This window comes from Niallia sp. NCCP-28 (assembly GCF_023168165.1).
Lineage (GTDB): Bacteria > Bacillota > Bacilli > Bacillales > Cytobacillaceae > Niallia.
The window spans coordinates 196273-214022 of record NZ_BQYJ01000001.1; the positions used below are offsets into that span (position 1 = coordinate 196273).

At 33.4% G+C, this 17750-nt stretch carries 15 protein-coding genes and 1 pseudogene; 4 read left to right on the forward strand and 12 right to left on the reverse strand.

Annotation, left to right across the window (positions count from 1 at the left end; genetic code table 11):
- Positions 1-941: 941 nt before the first annotated feature.
- The gene (locus tag NCCP28_RS00925) at positions 942-3032 is read right to left on the reverse strand and encodes a class I SAM-dependent methyltransferase (protein ID WP_248559541.1); all 2091 of its coding nucleotides are present in this window, start codon (positions 3030-3032) and stop codon (positions 942-944) included.
- Between the two features lie 384 nt (positions 3033-3416).
- Here NCCP28_RS00925 and NCCP28_RS00930 point away from each other — a divergent pair.
- A pseudogene (locus tag NCCP28_RS00930) lies at positions 3417-3626 on the forward strand (MarR family transcriptional regulator); the annotation flags it as partial.
- A gap of 2 nt (positions 3627-3628) precedes the next feature.
- Here the strand turns inward: NCCP28_RS00930 and spoIIP are convergent.
- From spoIIP to NCCP28_RS00945, 3 genes are all read right to left on the reverse strand, one after another.
- On the reverse strand, positions 3629-4543 hold the full coding sequence (spoIIP, locus tag NCCP28_RS00935) for a stage II sporulation protein P (protein WP_248559542.1): 915 nt from the start codon (positions 4541-4543) through the stop codon (positions 3629-3631).
- A complete protein-coding gene (locus NCCP28_RS00940) occupies positions 4533-5072 on the reverse strand; it encodes an RNA polymerase sigma factor (RefSeq protein ID WP_248559543.1) in 540 nt (179 codons plus the stop codon). The genes spoIIP and NCCP28_RS00940 overlap by 11 nt, the downstream gene beginning before the upstream one ends.
- Before the next feature lie 245 nt (positions 5073-5317).
- A complete protein-coding gene (locus NCCP28_RS00945) occupies positions 5318-7081 on the reverse strand; it encodes a sensor domain-containing protein (RefSeq protein WP_248559544.1) in 1764 nt (587 codons plus the stop codon).
- 1541 nt (positions 7082-8622) lie between these two features.
- Here NCCP28_RS00945 and NCCP28_RS00950 point away from each other — a divergent pair.
- Complete coding sequence (locus NCCP28_RS00950) at positions 8623-8766, forward strand: hypothetical protein (RefSeq protein ID WP_248559545.1); 144 nt, start codon at positions 8623-8625, stop codon at positions 8764-8766.
- A 514-nt stretch (positions 8767-9280) separates the two neighbouring features.
- Here NCCP28_RS00950 and NCCP28_RS00955 read toward each other — a convergent pair.
- The gene (locus tag NCCP28_RS00955) at positions 9281-10669 is read right to left on the reverse strand and encodes a cytochrome P450 (RefSeq protein WP_248559546.1); all 1389 of its coding nucleotides are present in this window, start codon (positions 10667-10669) and stop codon (positions 9281-9283) included.
- Between the two features lie 463 nt (positions 10670-11132).
- Between NCCP28_RS00955 and NCCP28_RS00960 the strand changes: the two genes are divergently transcribed.
- On the forward strand, positions 11133-11276 hold the full coding sequence (locus NCCP28_RS00960; protein WP_248559547.1) for a hypothetical protein: 144 nt from the start codon (positions 11133-11135) through the stop codon (positions 11274-11276).
- Between the two features lie 205 nt (positions 11277-11481).
- On the opposite strand, the gene NCCP28_RS00965 is transcribed toward NCCP28_RS00960, so the two are convergent.
- Positions 11482-11634, reverse strand: a complete 153-nt coding sequence (locus tag NCCP28_RS00965) for a hypothetical protein (RefSeq protein ID WP_248560304.1) — start codon at positions 11632-11634, stop codon at positions 11482-11484.
- Between the two features lie 480 nt (positions 11635-12114).
- A complete protein-coding gene (locus tag NCCP28_RS00970) occupies positions 12115-12882 on the reverse strand; it encodes an NUDIX domain-containing protein (RefSeq protein ID WP_248559548.1) in 768 nt (255 codons plus the stop codon).
- Positions 12883-13112: 230 nt separating this feature from the next.
- On the opposite strand from NCCP28_RS00970, the gene NCCP28_RS00975 reads away from it, so the two are divergent.
- Positions 13113-13295 (forward strand): hypothetical protein, encoded by a 183-nt coding sequence (locus tag NCCP28_RS00975; protein ID WP_248559549.1) that lies wholly within the window; start codon positions 13113-13115, stop codon positions 13293-13295.
- A 200-nt stretch (positions 13296-13495) separates the two neighbouring features.
- On the opposite strand, the gene NCCP28_RS00980 is transcribed toward NCCP28_RS00975, so the two are convergent.
- The 5 genes from NCCP28_RS00980 to NCCP28_RS01000 form a co-directional block, all read right to left on the reverse strand.
- The gene (locus NCCP28_RS00980; RefSeq protein ID WP_248559550.1) at positions 13496-14431 is read right to left on the reverse strand and encodes a metal ABC transporter substrate-binding protein; all 936 of its coding nucleotides are present in this window, start codon (positions 14429-14431) and stop codon (positions 13496-13498) included.
- A 21-nt stretch (positions 14432-14452) separates the two neighbouring features.
- Positions 14453-15310, reverse strand: a complete 858-nt coding sequence (locus NCCP28_RS00985) for a metal ABC transporter permease (protein WP_248560257.1) — start codon at positions 15308-15310, stop codon at positions 14453-14455.
- 15 nt (positions 15311-15325) lie between these two features.
- On the reverse strand, positions 15326-16096 hold the full coding sequence (locus NCCP28_RS00990) for a metal ABC transporter ATP-binding protein (RefSeq protein ID WP_248559551.1): 771 nt from the start codon (positions 16094-16096) through the stop codon (positions 15326-15328).
- 300 nt (positions 16097-16396) lie between these two features.
- A complete protein-coding gene (locus NCCP28_RS00995; RefSeq protein WP_248559552.1) occupies positions 16397-17452 on the reverse strand; it encodes an LLM class flavin-dependent oxidoreductase in 1056 nt (351 codons plus the stop codon).
- Positions 17453-17490: 38 nt separating this feature from the next.
- The gene (locus tag NCCP28_RS01000) at positions 17491-17658 is read right to left on the reverse strand and encodes a hypothetical protein (protein WP_248559553.1); all 168 of its coding nucleotides are present in this window, start codon (positions 17656-17658) and stop codon (positions 17491-17493) included.
- Between the last annotated feature and the right edge of the window lie 92 nt (positions 17659-17750).

Genomic DNA, 17750 nt, shown 5'->3' on the forward strand with positions numbered 1-17750 from the left:
CCGATTTGTGAAATAACCCTTGTATAGCGACATAAGTTCCTTTGACATTGGTTAAAAATTGAGCATCAAAATTCTCTTCCGTAATTTGATCAATTGATTTAGCAATTCATAAGGTCAGCATTGTTGATGAAAATATCTATTTTTCTATCGATTTCAATATCATCATTAAACAACTTTTTGATCTCTTTTACTTTATGAACAGCGATTGTTCTAGCACCTTGCGAATTAATTCAGCCGACTAAGTTCTTCAGCATTTTTTTAAAATCCTTTCGTTCCTCTTTGAATAAATCAAAATTATGGCAGGTGACCGTAAATTTAAGATATAACACAAAAGGCTGCACCAAAATTAGGTCCAACTTATATCTCTATTTTCTCTTTAAGTATTCATCCAACCATGGCTTAATAAGAAGCAAAACGATAATAGGCTGCATTGCTTTTGTATAATCCATTCCCTCATCTTGTAAAAATTTAATCTCCCAGCCTAACTGTTTCAATTCTTTTTAAGTAATCCAGGTCACGCTGCCAAAGCTTTCTCCGTACACAAGGGAACCTTTTTCTCCGGCAAAAGCCAACCTGGATATAGTCAAATTTTTTTGAATTGCTCTATCATCAAAATTCATTAAGTTTTGATACAATAAAAGACTATTAAACTTTTTTAGTTTCAGAGACAATAAGGCTGAGTTTGCTTCAAAGCTTACGATGCTCATGGGAAATTAAAAAACTAGATTGTATCAATTATTCTGTATCTGGACGACTGACACTCTTATCTAACAAGAGATTTAGCATATATAGAGAAAAAGAAAAAAGATAGTTCTTTGTTGATTTCCAGCAGAAAAAACAAAGGACTATCAAAATACAAAAGATGCATCAAATTCTAACTTCTAAACAAACTGTTACTGACTTTGGCATCTAGCCTTTCAATATGCAGCCGATTTTTCAGCTTATTCAATTTTTTCAATTACAATAAAACACGTACTGTCGGGAAGCCTTGCCGTATTTCTGTCTTTATCCATTACTTTAACATGTGGCAGAATGTGCTCTTCATAGCCATCCTGCAGGTAATGCTGAAATATGAGCAACCGTCCCTTTTCCCCAAGAAGATTTTGAATGGCTTCTTTATACTCGCTTGGCGTAAAATAGCCAAATTGCTCTTGAACTTCATGAGGATATGCCTCCTCTCCCCATGTATATGTATAAAGAAATTCCATTAAATCATTAATTGGCAATTGAATGGTGCAATCATTTATTTGTTCATAGGATATTTTTCTCCCTTTAAAGTCATTCACGTACCTTCTAAAAAATTCAATTCCTTTCAATTGATAAAATTCCATTATTCTTATTTGATCTTTCGGCTCTGTCATAATTCCATCCCTGATAATAATTCTTCCACCTGGTTTCAAAACTTCAAAAGCGCTTTTCAGACTATCGATGATTACTTCTGCATTGAATTTTTTCCCCTTATAAGGAATATAGGAATACATTTCATGCAGAATAGAAGAAAATACAATCGTATCAATACTATTTATTTCATAAAAATCCTTTAGTAATAGAGCATCTGCTTGTTTAACCAACCAACGCTTCTTTTCCCTAATTTTTTTCCTTTCTAATTCTTCTATTACATTGGTGGAGATATCAATGCCGATTACCGTCGCATTTGGATGATATTCAGACAATACATCTAACATAATGCCGCCGCCTGCACCTATATCCAGCATCTTACTCCCTACCGCATATTCTGCAATCACTTTTTTATGGTTTTGCGAATTATTCATGTCAGACAAATAGATGTGTTCATTGTGCAGCCGATCAAAACCATCTTTCCTAAAGCCAAAGAAGTCATATAAGAGAATAATAGAACGTTCATACAATGGAGACTTTTCTGCTTCCTGACAAAATTCAATTAATTTTTCTCCTGCTTTAGAGTAAATAAACTTTGCTCCTATTATTTCATCCAATTGATTCATTGCAACAATCGCCAATTCTACATGCTCATTCTGTACATATTTGCCTTTCATCAAATCTTCTATATTCAGTTCTTTCAAATAGGCTTCTATTATTCTTTTTTTATATAAGTTAATCATTTTTTTGCCTTTATAATCATAATAGATATCCTTCATAAAAGGCTCAAAACTAATTTGCTTTAAAGTTAAAGGATTTGCCTTTTGATAAATTAATAGAAAAATTTTCAAAAATTCATCAAAAGAGAAATCATGGAGTGCTGCCTCTACATACCACATATCTGTTTTTCTAAAAAAAGTTTGGAATAACTTTTTTAGTTTTTTATCCGAAAAATATCGGTCATATAACAGATTAAAGTTTTCGCCATTTTTAATGGAGGATTTTCTTAATTTCATAATCCTTTTCTTTAAAAGATATTCTTTCCCTCTTTCCCCTTTCAAAATCCAATTAATTACATCCCCTACTTCTCCTTGGACCTCATTCCAAGTAGCGGCTGAAACAGCTTCAATAATGCACTGATTGAGAACATACAGCATATTGCCTATATTTATTGGATATGTCTCCCTATTTTGATGAAGAAAATCCATTAAAGGCTCTAATTGGCGAAATCGAACTTCTCCTCTAATAAATTGTCCTATCAGCCCATGAGTGGAGATTAAAATATAAACAAGCTCTTCATTATCTAATACTCGCTCTTTAATTGGAATAGCCATTTTTTCATCTGCATAAATCTGCGCTGATCCAATATTATGTATGCCTAATTGAAAGCCACGATTTTTCCATTCTTTTCTTTTATGCTCCAATCCGCATTTGGCAACATCGCTCCAAATCAAAACCTCTTCTATGATTTCTTTTTCGTATTCGCTCACTTTGAGGCTGCCGTTTAATATTTCCAATGATTTTTCAATATAGGAAAGGACAGGATTATCTTTTATTCCTCCAAGTGATTCCACTTGTTCTAAATTAACATTCTTTTCTTTTGTTAAATATAGATACTGCAGCCACTTTTGTTCACGGAGCAAGGTTTTATCACCCATTTTTACTTTTTGAATGGAATATAAAGAATGCAGCATGATAATTCCTCCTTAATGTTGCGATTAAGAAAGCCTCTTTTTCTAATGTTAGCATAGGTCGAGCATAGATTTCGAAAAAAGGAAAAAACAGTATCACTGTTAGCAACACCGCTTCCATCAATTCCCTAAAATTTCATTAGGAAGCCTAACAAAAGAAAAACAATGACATAATGGATACTCCCCTGTTTGTATGCTTTCTGTTTAAAATCCCCCCTTTTCTATAAGGCATAATAACCATTGATAAAAACTATTCCCAAAAAATCTAATTCTAAAGCACAGACACTCTTTCAGCTAAAATAGCTTAAACATTAAAAGCTTCAGAAATCCTTATAAGAAATTCATTTTATGTTGACGAAAAAAAGGTTTAGAAACTATACTAACTGCATGAATAAAAATCAACTCCCAAATAATACGAATAATGGAAGTCGCAATTTAGGTCGACTGATTATGCAACTTCGGCGACTTGAACGAAAACCTCATCATTTTGGAAATGCTGGACCATTAACACCTAGTAAAATTCATACAGTGGAAGCGATTAGAACTGAAGGAGCTGTTCTTATAAGTGAGCTCGCTATGCGGCTGGGCATTACGAAAATTTACGATTCCTTCTCATTTATCGTTTCTTTAATTATTTCTGCCAAAATATCCGTTGTTCTATATGCCTCTTCCAGTGTGTTTTCTACTCCGCCAATTTCTAATAAAACAGAATTTTTTTGAACATCTTGATTATAGGTATTTCGAGGGTTTACTCCTTTTTCCACTACACCTCTTGATAATCCAGGATATAATTCTTCTAATCTTTTATGGAGAATCATGGCGAATTCTCTATTTGCTTCATAATTATCACTTGTTTTAGATACAACAAATACAATTCTCCCAAAATCTTTGCCCTCTATATTAATAGTTGTAGTTTTTCTATCATTAAAGTCTCTGTGAATATCAAAGATCATTGCTATACTCTTATTGTCCTTTAATGTATCTTGCAATACTTCTCTTGACACTATATAAGAGTCCAAAAATGATAAATTTCGTTCCTTTAAAATTCCAGCTACATCTGTATCATCGTGGATGGTGCTGATATTATTTTCTTTTAATGCCCTGCTCAACTCTTTTCCAATCAATGTGACATTTTTAGTATCGCTAATTGCTTCATTGGCACTTTTTACATTAAGTTCTGGAATAAAGGATTCAGTATTATGGGAATGATAAATAAACACTAATGGATTTTTTTCTTTCCTATTATCATCAAGTATAGAGAAAGATTCCTCTCCAAGATTATATAAAGCATTTGTCATTACCTCTTTTCCACTAAATAAAAATAACCAAGAAAAAGCAAATGCAAAAAATAAAACACCACTTGAAATGGCAGATACTTTTTTTATCATCAATTTTCTCTTCATACTGCGTGCTTTTTGTCTAAGCTTATTTTCAGTTGCAATAATAAACTCTTTGTTTGGACTTTTGGGATGCATATTCTTTATCATTTCAAATAAGTCTTTTTCATTTTGCATGGATTAAAACCTCCTCGATATTCATATTTAATTTTCTTTTGAGGTCTTTTAAGGCTCTATGATAATCTACTTTCACTTTGGATTCACTGCATTGCAAAATTGCAGATGTCTCTTTTATGGAAAATTCATTTATGCCACGAAGTATAACAACCGCCCTATAATTAGGCTTTAATTTAGCAACAGATTCATGGACCATTTTTTTCATTGCATTCATTTCCATTTCTTCATCAGGTTTTTTTTCCTTTGATTCTAATTGTTTAAAAAATCCATCCTTAAAAATAGAATAAAATCTTTTTTTTCTATAATGATCAACTGCTGTATGTTTGGCGATGGAAAAAATCCATGTTTTCAAATTATTTTCTCCATTAAAGCTGGGCAAACTTTTTAATACACGAATAAATACTTCTTGCGTCAAATCCTCTGCATCGTTTTGATTTCCTGTAAAACAAACAAGAAATCTATACACATCTAAATAGTGATTTTTGTAAATAGCAACTATACTGGACTCCAAATTCTTTAAGTCAATCAAACTTTTCCCTCCTTGTTATGTTTTCACTTATTATTCGTTTAAGGTTTGAAAAAAGTTACAATTTTTCCCTTCAAAAAAAGCAGAGTATAACTTTCTATACTCTGCAGGCTAAATGATTTAAACGTTTTCTTATTATCTAAATCAGAAATATTTTTTAAGTTATTTTCGGGAACATCGAATAGACTGCAACTTAGTTGGACAAAAAAGGAATCCCTTATTTAAGGTTTCATGTTAATAAAAACCTCTTATTCACTTTTATTTAAAAGCCAATAATCAATAATATCTTCTGCAGATAAAGGCTTGCTAAAATAAAACCCTTGCACCTCATGGCATCCCCATTCATTAAGAATTAGCACCTGTTCTTTCTGTTCAACTCCTTCTGCTGTTACTATAATACCTAAATTCTCAGCAACCGATATCAATGATTGTACTATCGCTCCATTATTTTTATTATTTGGCAATCCATTGATAAAGGATCGATCAATTTTAATTCTATCTAAATTAAATTTAGATAAATAAGTTAAGGATGTATAGCCTGTACCGAAATCATCCATGGATACCTGAAATCCCTTTTCTTTAAGTATATTGATTTTTCTTCTGGTCAATTCTGTGTTATCTATCGCTAAACTCTCCGTGATTTCCATATCTAACATAAAAGACGGAAGTTGATATTTTTTCAATTGTTCTAATAAATAATCAATAAAATTACTGTCTAAGAAGTGGATTGGAGATATGTTAATGGATAAATGAAAATCAACATGATACTGCGAAATCCACCCAGAAAAAATTTTACACGCTTCTTCAATAATCCAATCGCTAAGTGGAATGATTAGACCAGTTTCTTCTGCTAGAGGAATAAATTCGCCTGGACTGATAATTCCTCTTATAGGATGATTCCATCTGATTAATGTTTCTACTCCCACAATCTTATAATCAATGGAACTATGTTTAGGCTGAAAGTATAATATAAATTGCTTTTGTTCGATTGCCAACTTTAATTCGTCAAGCATATTTATTTGTTTTAATTTCTCTTCTTCAAACTCAGAAGAATATTGAATATAATTGTTTCTTCCAGATTTCTTTGCTTTATACATTGCCATATCAGCATGCTTTATCAAGGTATTAATGTCTTCTCCATCACTGGGATAATAAGAAACCCCTATACTTAATGTAATATTTTTTAATGATTCTTGAATTTTAAATGGCTCTTTCATTTCTGATTGAATATTTTGTATTACATCTAATACTTCTAATTTATTCCGAATTTCCGTAAGGCATATTAAAAATTCATCTCCCCCCATTCTCGCAATTAGTCCTTTGCTTTCCATTGAGTTTTTTAATCTTGCAGCGACTTGCTGAAGAAAAATATCTCCAGCTATATGGCCAAGATGATCATTTATGTCTTTAAACATATCAATATCTATCAGAATAGTTGCATATAAAGTTGCAGAATTACTATGTTTTTCTACTTCACGATAGATTCCTCTTCGATTTAATAACCCGGTTAATTCATCATGATAAGCTAAGAATTTTATTTTTTCTTGCATTTCAACTTGTTCGGTTATATCCTGTGCAATAAAATAGGCTCCCGTAATCTCTTCATTAATTTTAATAGGTAATGCAGTAACCTTTAGTTTTACTGATTTTTCGTTTTTTGTAGACATTATTGTTCTAAAATTAGCATTGCTGCCTTTATATACTTCTTGAAGTATCTCATTCCATTTTTGCTTTTCATCTTCAATTAATAAATCTGATAATGTTAATGGAAGCAGCTCATCTAATGTAAGGCCAGTCAATGGCAGAACTGATGAATTTAAAGCAATAAAGTTCCCTTGAAGGTCTAAAGTGAACACTGCATCAGGATTATTTTCAAAAAGAGACCGGTAATGCTGCTCATTGATGGTAAGAACTTCATTTTTATGCTCTAATTGACCTTGCTGATAAATAAGCTGATTTTCTATATAATGAATAGTGAGGAGCAACAAAGCTACAACACTAACTAATGCCATTGTCCCCATATAAAAGTTCATTTTTAAAAAAAGACTTATTATAAAAATATAAACACTGGAATTTATGCAAATGCTGAACATAAAAAAAAGAAAAAATATTTTAAAAGGAGATATATGTCTTTTGATAATTAATTTATCCATATAGAGATGTTCATATATTCTTGCTAAAGTATAAATGGAAGCTGCCAACAATACAAACGATATAATTGCATGTTCTTTTATTAAAAATATTGGAATTTTTAATGAATGGATAAAAGAATAAGTAAATCCTAATATAAATACAGCTCCAAAAACACCGATTAAAAAATATGTATATAGTTCTTTTTGTTTACTGGTTTTATAATTTTTTAGCTTTACAGGAAGTTTCTCAGGAATATTCAACAGTCCAAAACATATAAAGCAAAAGAGAATACTGACTAAACCATTCTTTAATAATAACAGTAAAGTTTCTGTTCCAAAATCTATAGCATTGGTTCCTAAAAGGCATAAATATGGTATTAAAGTGATTAAGATGCCGCAATTTATTGCTAGAAATGCATTAAGGGTAAACTCATTATAATTTCTTTTTGCACTTATATTATTAATATACATAATAAAAAATAGTGAGAAGAGACATATAAAAATACTTAACAATAAAAATAAAAATAGATCCATGGTTTTCCTCCTAGATATCATTTAAAACTAAATACTAAAATAACATCTGTGTTTTCTTTTGGCTATAAAAAAACTTAGAATTAACTATTATAGAATTTAGTGGAAAAAATAAATATATGCTATATAAGAGTACTTTCTAGATTATCAGTGTATAAGTATCTCTCCTTTCTTTTTTTATTTAGTGTTCACCTCTTTTGAAAATCTCATGATATTTTCAGTGTTTGCAAATCATCATTTCTAAATTCAACATAAAATGAAACTTCAATCAGTAGGGTTTTACTGCCCGTTAATGCTGGATAAAATAATATCCTCTTTGCTGCCAATAAACACGATTAAAAGAATCTTTTCGAGTCGCGTAATAATCGCCTCTATTATAACTCTAACTGATGATTTTGATATCAGTGGTGCAAGCAAGTTATCTTAAACCCTTAGATAAAATTAGCAAATACAGGACATAGTCTCAGATTTCCCATTCTCAAAATCCCTCTTAAAAGAGCGAAATGCTTATCATCAAGACTCATTCGTTTCATATCACAATTTTTTATGCTATCAAGTGAAAACATGAGCCCACTTTGTTTCACTAGATCCATGCTATTGATGAAGTCCACAAAGCTTATATATTCAACTTCTCTTTCTATATCATCATCTTTTTCAGATTTCTCGCAGGGTAAGCACCTTTTGGAAAAATAGAAAGCCGCTGCTGCAACGGTCAGTAAAAAATTTATTAGTGTTTAAAACAGATAAATAACATTTCTATATTATTTCCGAAAAAACAATCTCAAATTGATATTTGTTTAATGCCGATATGAGATATATAATAAAAATAAGAAAACAAAGTAAACGTTTTCAATTATACAGTTACTTCTTATACATAAGGAGGAATTAACATGGAATTAGCAAGAGAAGACAAAGTAAAAGATTTGTTAAAAAACCAAAAATTCAATCAAAAGGAAATTGCTGAGATGACAGATCCACAGATTGAATATTATCACTGGCTTTATTTTGAAGATTTTGTTTGCGATTATATGTAAGCTAAAAATAAAATGATAAAAATGTTATACTAAGGCAGCAGCGCCTCCCCTTATTGATACAGTAAAAAACAAACATCTTATTAAACAGCTGATTATCGGCATAGTGCCGGTGGTAGGCTGTTTAATTTTATTTATATACAGCTATAATAATTAATGGTTTCTTCGACTGTATTTGGCAAGCAGAAAATAATTTTTACATAACTTGAGCAAAATTTTCTCTTTTCCTTTGAATGCATAGCTTTAAACACCAGCGATGCTGCATACAATATATATTAAAATCTGCTGTCAGCGGGTTTCATCATCAGACACTTCGAAAAAGCATTATGGTTATTTTTTAAAAAATTCATCACCCATTAACGGGCTTTTTCCCTCCACCTAAGAGATGATGAGAGAAAACAAAAAATCCAGATAGGTAGAAATTTCCTGAGTAAAAGCGTGATTGGTTCCACTAGCAATCAGTGGGGAATGTGGAAAATCCCTACTGATTGAAGTTTCAATTTATCGGCACATGCTATCATAGCTGCTTTAAAGAGGGCTCCTTTTTCAGGTTTCTATCTTGTATAATCATCCGCAAACCACGCTTCGGTCTGAGGGTAATGGTAGGATAGGTCTTTACTATATGGTGGTCTGGTGCCAGTTTAAGCCGGAATCGCTGTGCAATGGTGACTAGCACAAGCACTGCCTCCATCAATGCGAAGTGATTGCCAATACAGACCCTTGGACCACCGCCAAACGGAAAAAAAGCATAAGAAGGAATAGTTTTTATAAAATTATTTTCAAATCTTTCTGGAATGAAAGAGGTCGGATTTTGAAAGTATTCTGGCTTTCTGTGCATGACATATTGGCTTACAAGGATTACATCGCCTTTTTTGAAAAGATAACCTTTTATCTCCACATCTTTATCTACTTTTCGGCTAGTGACAAAGGCTGGCGGATACAGGCGCATCGACTCCCACATGATATTTTGTGTGTAAGTTAATTGCATAAAGTCACTTGGTGCTAGCGGGCGGCTTCCAATTACCCTATCTATTTCCTCGTACATCTTCGCTTCCACCTCAGGATGTTGGGAAAGCAAATACAATGTCCATGACAAAGCGTTTGCGGTAGTTTCATGTCCGGCAATAAAGATGGTCATCAGTTCGTCACGGACCTGCTTGTCTGACATGCCTAAACCATCTATATCATCACGAGCGTCCATGATGATGCCAAGCATATCCTCATGCTTCTCTGGATCATTCCTACGTTTTTGGATAATGTCGGCAATTATGCAATCAAGTGCTCTTATCGCCTTTTTAAAATTACGATTCCTTTTGGTTGGAATCCATAATGGCAGCTGGATAAGACTTCTCATTCTTCTAACAGCCAAGTTCATGGCCGTCTCTATCGGTTGCCCGATTTTTTGGTAACCCTCTTTGAAATCAATGTTGAACATCGTCTTACAGATGACACCGAGCGTGATGCTCATCATGTCCTGAGTGATGATTCGTTCTTCTCCATCTTGCCACGTCGACAAATAATCGCTTGCTATATCAATCATATTCTGGCCATAATCGATAATATGTGATTTTTTGAAAGCTGGTTGAATCAGTCTTCTTTGCTGCATGTGAAATTCTTTGTCGCTCGTAAGAAGCCCTTCTCCAAATATGGGTTTTAAAGCCTTAAAATCATCCGACTTCATGAAATTTTTCTGTTTTGTTACGAGTACTTGTTTGATCATTTCTGGATCTGAGACTAAATAAAAATTTTGCAATGGGCCAAAACGGAATTTTACAACCTCACCGAACTCTGTTGCCAATTGCGTAAGAAATCCAGGTGGATCCGATCGGAATGCCTTCAAATTTCCGGTTATGATTTTCCCCTTCGGTCCTTTGGGAGATTTAAAAAAGGTAGTTCTGTCACTCAATTATCTATTCTCCTCCTTTGCATAGCTGTGTTTTTGTTTCTTTTTATACTATGAAGGAAAGGAAAAAACGGATTGTACAATAGTCAAGAACCTATAAAAAATTCACTTGTATTGTAGCAGCAATGCTTTACGGATGAGTTAGCTTTTTTAATATTACTTTTAACAGCAGCCCTATAGAAAGTCCTGAGATAACACATAACAGTGGAAAACACCTAGTATCTAACACTACTCCAAATAATCATACTCTTTATGAGTATATAAGCCCTGCTGTAACAAAAAACGCTGATACTGCAAATGGCAGGTATTAATATGGTTCTTTATTCCCACCCACATCTTTATATGCATCCCACATAGCCATAAAGTATACACAAGGATAAAACATCAACCATTGATATTCTGTAAGATTAATGGCTTTGTTTATTTCTCCATTAAATTTCCTTCTTATACATAAGGAGGAATTAATATGGAATTAGCAAGAGAAGACAAAGTAAAAGATTTGTTAAAAAACCAAAAATTCAATCAAAAAGAAATTGCTGAGATGGCAGATCCACAGATTGAATATTATCACTGGCTTTATTTTGAAGATTTTGTTTGCGATTATATGTAAGCTAAAAATAAAATGATAATAATAAAAATGTTATACTAAGGCAGCGGTGCCTCCTTTTAATGATACAATACTTATTAAACAGCTGAGTGTCGGTACAGTAGCGGCGATAGGCTGTTTCATTTTGTTTATATACAGCGATTTTTATACTCTTCTACCATGTTTTAAGCATTATTTTTCTTCTTTTAAATCCTCTATTGGAATAAAATCAACGGTTTGCTTCCTTTTTACATTTATCAAATAAACTCTCATTTTCGGTTGGATATTGATCAGGATTGTCTATGTTTCCTTGAGCATGCTCCAATACCGATTTTCTTTTATTTGTATCCATAATTATCATCTCTTCATTTTCAATATCCAATTTTCATCCATAAAAAAACAGATAATCTCCTTTTTAAAATTCTGCTGAAGGCCAGTCAAAAACGATAGATCAATTTTCACCTTTTATCAAATTTTCAATTAATTAAATTGTAGAGGCTGCTGTCATTCAATTAATGAAGAATGGATATTCACCGATCGAACTGCTGTATCCTAGCCAATAAAATATAGAAGGAAAATTATAAGGTTTTTAGAAATCAGGTTTTATTATATATCTCTATGGATAAACCAGTAACATAATTATTAAGAGGTGATTATGCGTGAGACAAGGCTGTCTAATAAGTGTGCTAATAAGCATAGGGCTAGCCATACTACTAAATGTAATACTTTGGCTAGTCTTTGTTTTTCCAAATTTTTCATTAAACAACCACTTCTAAAGGGGTTTTTAGTGAACCAAAATCCCTTTAATAAATAAGATAACGTTAACTCATTAGTTCTTGATTCATTCTATATGATTCCAATATTAATCATTTTCTAAATTGCCATTATATCTTTGCAGCAGCTCATAAGGACGCACTTTAAAAGCTTCATAGGGAACGCACTTTCCTTTCATGGCATCTAATACTCTTGGAAGAAATTTTCCTCTTTTTATATACTGTGAAATATTTGACGAGTTTAATGCTATAAAACCAACTTCCTCCGTTTCATTGGATGTTGTTAAATTACCGCCAATACATTTCCCAAGAAATACGATTGATAATGTGCTTCCATTTGAATACACACCAGACACACCCAGCAGCTTAACTTTAATCCCAGTTTCTTCATAAATTTCACGACGTAACGTTGCGTCCAATGTCTCACCATCATCTGCTCCACCGCCAGGAAGTTCCCATGTATCCTTTCTCCAATATGTTTTGACTAATAAAGTTTCATTTTTATCATTTGTAATATAACCACTAACCGCTACAGCCTGTTTTGGGATATGATAAGCTCCTGTTGAGGTCAAAATATCTTTTCTCATATCAATAAACATCTTTCCATCTTGATGTTGTTGAGTTTTTAATCTCTTATGCATCTCATCTTTGACTACTCTGTCTTCAATTTTTAAATATTCTTCATAGTTCGGATACTCCCAAATCGCTATAATCTCATCTTGCAGCTCTGTTGTCCATCTGCCCATTAATTTTGCACCATTTTTTAATTGATTGGGCAGCAAGTATTTATGAAAAAAATCATTGAATTTATTTAATTGATTAGGTAAAATTCGATATACTTCTCTCATATAGAACATTTATTTTTCACTTCCAAACTTAATTTATCAACAAACATACTTTATTGTACGTCAGACATATCAGTTAAGTTCTAAGCCGGAAATTCTTTTTGATGAAGAAGCTCTTTTTATGTATATACCTTCTCCAAAATTAAATTTCATCCTAAAATCTAAATTAATAAAAATATCTGTTGGAATCCTCCATATAATTTAATGAAGAGCAATATCCTTATTAATAAGGGGGTAATATAATGGTAAGGCTTAATACCTTGTATCATCATAAAATGAAGGGCTGGCAATCAAAACAAATCATTTATCAAATTCCTCCATCTATCGGTGAAACGGTCAAAATAGATAAAGTTCATTATAAAATCATCAATATTATTCATTATGCAGAAGACGGAACGCTCGAAATAGTTGCTCAAGCAGAATAATTTGTATAAAAAAGCTGCAAACATAGCTGGTCATGTTTTGCAGCTTTTTTATGAAAAGATTAAGTCGAATAACCGTTTTTTGTCGAAAAATAACTATTCGAACAAAAATGAAACAATCCATTGAAAAATTAAAGCAATAGCACAAGAAATAAAACCAAATAGACAAATTTGTTTCTGTAGAAAGAAGTTACTTTGCTCGCCTATTCTGCCAGCCCTTCATGAATGGTATCCAAATTCCATTTCACCATTTTTAAGTAACTGTCTCCGTCTGATCCTGGTTTTCCAACAGAATCAGTGAATACTTTTCCTTTTATTTTAACACCTGAATCATTTGAAACCATTTCCATGCTTCGTGGATCTACACTTGATTCCACAAATAACGCAGGTACATTGCCTTCTCTAATAATATCAACAATTCGTTTTACTTGAGCGCTTGTTCCCTGGCTTTCTGTATTGATTTCCCAAATATATTCTGCTTTTAAGCCATATGCTTCTGCAAAGTATTTAAAAGCTCCTTCACTTGTTACCAACATCCGGCGTTTTTCTGGAATATCAGCAAATTTTGCTTTTGCCTCTTCATGCAATTCACGCAAACTGCTAATATATTTATCCGCATTTTCCTCATATGCCTCTTTATTTTTTGGATCTTTTTTAATTAATGCATCCCTTACATTTTCTGCATATTTTATGCCATTGTTTAAATCCAGCCATGCATGGGGATCTTGTTCTGTTTCTTTCCCTTTAGATGTCAAATACTTAGGTGCAACCCCTTTGCTGATACGAAAAACCTCTTCTCCTTCTTTATCCTTTTTCCCTGCTGTCTCTAGCATTTTATTAAACCAGCCATTTGCTGTCTCTAAGTTTAGGCCATTGTAAAAAATCATATCTGCATCTGTACTTGCACGAATATCAGCAGGAAGTGGATCATATTCATGAGGATCTTTGCCAACTGGCACAATCGAATGAACAGTTACATGCTCGCCTCCTACATTTTCAATGATGTCAGCAAGAATAGAATAAGTCGCAACAATTTTCACCTTTCCATCAGATTGCTTTTCCTTTGTTGTTTGGCTGCATCCAGTAAATACAAACATACACACTAGCAAAAGAAATCCTCTGTATAACCATTTTCTCATAAAAAGTTCCTCCTTTTTATATTAACGTGATAATCCACGTTGTTTATATGCTCGCAATTTATTCCACAAAACCCCTTGTTTTGGAGAAAAAATAAAGGCAATCAGAAAAAATATTGTAGAAATTACAACAATGGTTGCACCAGATGCCAAGTTATAAATATAGCTGTAATAAAGGCCGATAACAGAAGACAAGGTGCCAAAAATTACTGCAAGACTTATCATGACAGATAAACGATTTGTTAATAAATACGCAGTAGATGCCGGTGTAATCAACATAGCTACAACAAGAACAATTCCTACAGTCTGCAAGGAAGCAACTGTCACCAAGGTTAATAATGTCATAATCAAATAATGGATTATTTTATTGGGAAGTCCATATGCTTGTGACATGGTGGGATCAAAGGAACTTACTAACAATTCTTTAAAAAAGGCAAATACAATAATCAAGATAAACACACCGATAAAAAAGGTAATCCACATATCTGACGATCGCACTGCAAGCACGTTGCCAAATAAAATATGATAGAGATCACTGGAACTTTTCACCATTGTTATTAAGATAATTCCTAGTGCAAAAAACGTACTGAACATAATGCCGATTGCCGCATCATTTTTTATTCTGCTGTTTTGGCTGACATAACCAATGCCAAGTGCTGCTATAAGTCCACTGATTACTGCCCCAAAAAAGAAATTAATTCCAAAGATATAGGAAATGGCGACACCAGGCAACACAGCATGACTGATTGCATCCCCCATCAAAGACATGCCCCTTAAAATAATAAAGCTTCCAATTACTCCGCAAATAATTCCTACCATTACTGATGTGACCAATGCTTTTTGCAAAAATGCATAATCCATTACTGCCTGGATAAATTCCATCATTTATTCTCCTTTCTATACTTGCTCTGAATTAACAGACTGCTGAAATATTTCCTCTTGCAAAAAAGATTGAAATTGAAATTCTGCATCATATGCCTGCATAATATATTTCCGTGTAAACACTTCATGAACAGGACCTGCTTTAATAATCGTTTTATTTAATAAAACAAGATCATCAAAATACTTTTCCACCTTACTTAAATCATGGTGGACCACCAAAACTGTGCTGCCTTCGTCTTTTAATTCTTTAAGAATTTGGACAATCACTTCTTCACTGGCCATATCAATTCCGACAAAAGGTTCATCTAAAAGATAAAGCTTCGGTTTTTGGGCAAGTGCTCTTGCCATAAATACACGCTGCTGCTGCCCACCTGACAATTCACCAATTTGCCTTTTGGCGTAAGCTTCCATGCCGACCCTTTTTAAACATTCATAGGCCCATGCTTTTTCTTTTTTCCCAGGTCTATGAAAGAGTCCTAACAAAGGATACGTACCTAATAGCACCGTATCAATAACTGTAATGGGAAATGTCCAGTCAATATTGCTGCGCTGTGGCACATAAGCGATTCTTTTTTTATTTTTTTTGACTGGTTCCTGAAATATCTCCACTTTCCCCTTATCTTTTGGCGTCAACTCCAGCAACGCTTTCATAAATGTAGATTTCCCTGCTCCATTTGGGCCAACAATTCCTATTAATCTGCCGCTTTCCAACTCTACACTTAAATCGAATAAAGCAGGATTGCCCCTATAAGAAACCGCTAAATCTTTAACCCTTATAATTTCCATTTCCATCCCTCTTTCATTGAGACAAGTTTATTTACTGAAACTAATTATTTTTCCCTAATGCAACTTTTATGGTGATTTTAGCACATCTATTTTTAGATGTACAGAATTATCTACTTATTTTTTTGCAACTAGCTTTTTTTATTAAGATCGATTAACTCCGCAGATTTTCGATAATACTTCAAATTATTCTCTTATCGTTAATAAGTTTCCAAAAAAATAATAGTGATTTATTTACACGGCAAAAATGCCCATTGGAAAAAATCAAATGGGCATTTTTTATTCTACTGAAAAAGTGCTTTTCTATTTCTTATTCTCTTTTTCCCAATGGCTAACTTCTTTTTTTACAATCGGAGCTACTTCTTTTCCTAATAATTCGATCGCTTTCATTACATCAGCATGAGGCATTGTGCCAACTGGAACATGAAGCATAAAACGAGTAATACCGACATTTTTGCGTAGATGAATAATTTTTTCTGCTACTTCCTTAACATCTCCTACATATAATGCTCCTTCTAATGTGCAGGCATTGTCAAAGGTGTCTCGAGTATATGGCCCCCATCCTCTTTCTTTTCCCAGCTGATTCATGACTTGCTGAGTTGGCCGGAAAAACTTATCTTTTGCCATTTGTGTTGTCTCTGCTACAAATCCATGGGAATGAGAGGCGACTGGCAAATCATCGGGATTATAACCTGCATGTTTAGCAGCTTTTTTATAAAGATCAACAAGGGGAGCAAATTGTCTAGGACTGCCGCCAATAATGGCTAAAACAAGAGGCAGACCTAATAAACCTGCACGAACAACTGATTCAGAGTTGCCGCCGCTGCCGATCCATACCGGCAATGGATTTTGCACTGGTCGAGGATAAACTCCTCGATTATGGATGGCTGGACGATACCCTCCTTTCCATGTTACTTTTTCTGATTCCCGCAGTTTTAATAAAAGTTCCAACTTCTCTTCAAATAGCTTATCATAGTCCGTTAACTCATATCCAAATAAAGGAAATGACTCAATAAAAGAACCTCTTCCCGCCATAATTTCTGCCCGACCATTTGAAATGCCATCAAGTGTTGCAAAGTCTTGAAATACTCGAACCGGATCTGCTGATGACAGCACTGTAACAGCACTTGTCAACCGGATTCGTTTAGTTTGGGGTGCTGCTGCTGCTAAAACTATTGCTGGAGAAGAAGCAGCAAAATCTTCCCGATGATGTTCGCCGACACCAAAAATATCTAATCCTACTTGATCCGCAAGAATAATTTCTTCCACCACTTCCCGAAGCCGCTCAGCATGAGCAATCACTTTCCCTGTGTCCACATCTGGTGTGGTTTCTACAAATGTGCTGATTCCTATTTCCATAAAACATCCTCCTGCTTATTTATTGAATCTGTGGATTTTCAACCTATGAACTGCTTCAAAACCTTTATATATTCATTGTGCCAATTTTCCCATCTTTTCATCGAAAAATCCAGTTCTTTCCCTTTTAAAGCTTCCAATAACTCCAAATATTCATGCCAGTCTGCTAGAGCTTTTGCCATACGCTCATTTAGCTCTTTTAATTGCAAAAAAACAGCCTTCTTCTTCAGCAAGTTCGAAGCGAACTGAACTTTCTCCCCACCATAAGACTTCTCATTTCTCCTCATCATTTTGTGACAGA

Excerpts from the sequence above, each read along its gene's own strand:
- NCCP28_RS00990 (WP_248559551.1), bottom strand. The coding sequence starts at position 16,096 with ATGGAAATTATAAGGGTTAAAGATTTAGCGGTTTCTTATAGGGGCAAT.
- spoIIP (WP_248559542.1), bottom strand. The coding sequence starts at position 4,543 with ATGCAAAATGAAAAAGACTTATTTGAAATGATAAAGAATATGCATCCC.
- NCCP28_RS00975 (WP_248559549.1), top strand. The coding sequence starts at position 13,113 with ATGGTAAGGCTTAATACCTTGTATCATCATAAAATGAAGGGCTGGCAA.
- NCCP28_RS00985 (WP_248560257.1), bottom strand. The coding sequence starts at position 15,310 with ATGGAATTTATCCAGGCAGTAATGGATTATGCATTTTTGCAAAAAGCA.
- NCCP28_RS00960 (WP_248559547.1), top strand. The coding sequence starts at position 11,133 with ATGGAATTAGCAAGAGAAGACAAAGTAAAAGATTTGTTAAAAAACCAA.
- NCCP28_RS00980 (WP_248559550.1), bottom strand. The coding sequence starts at position 14,431 with ATGAGAAAATGGTTATACAGAGGATTTCTTTTGCTAGTGTGTATGTTT.
- NCCP28_RS00925 (WP_248559541.1), bottom strand. The coding sequence starts at position 3,032 with ATGCTGCATTCTTTATATTCCATTCAAAAAGTAAAAATGGGTGATAAA.
- NCCP28_RS00945 (WP_248559544.1), bottom strand. The coding sequence starts at position 7,081 with ATGGCATTAGTTAGTGTTGTAGCTTTGTTGCTCCTCACTATTCATTAT.
- NCCP28_RS00995 (WP_248559552.1), bottom strand. The coding sequence starts at position 17,452 with ATGGAAATAGGAATCAGCACATTTGTAGAAACCACACCAGATGTGGAC.
- NCCP28_RS00950 (WP_248559545.1), top strand. The coding sequence starts at position 8,623 with ATGGAATTAGCAAGAGAAGACAAAGTAAAAGATTTGTTAAAAAACCAA.
- NCCP28_RS00970 (WP_248559548.1), bottom strand. The coding sequence starts at position 12,882 with ATGTTCTATATGAGAGAAGTATATCGAATTTTACCTAATCAATTAAAT.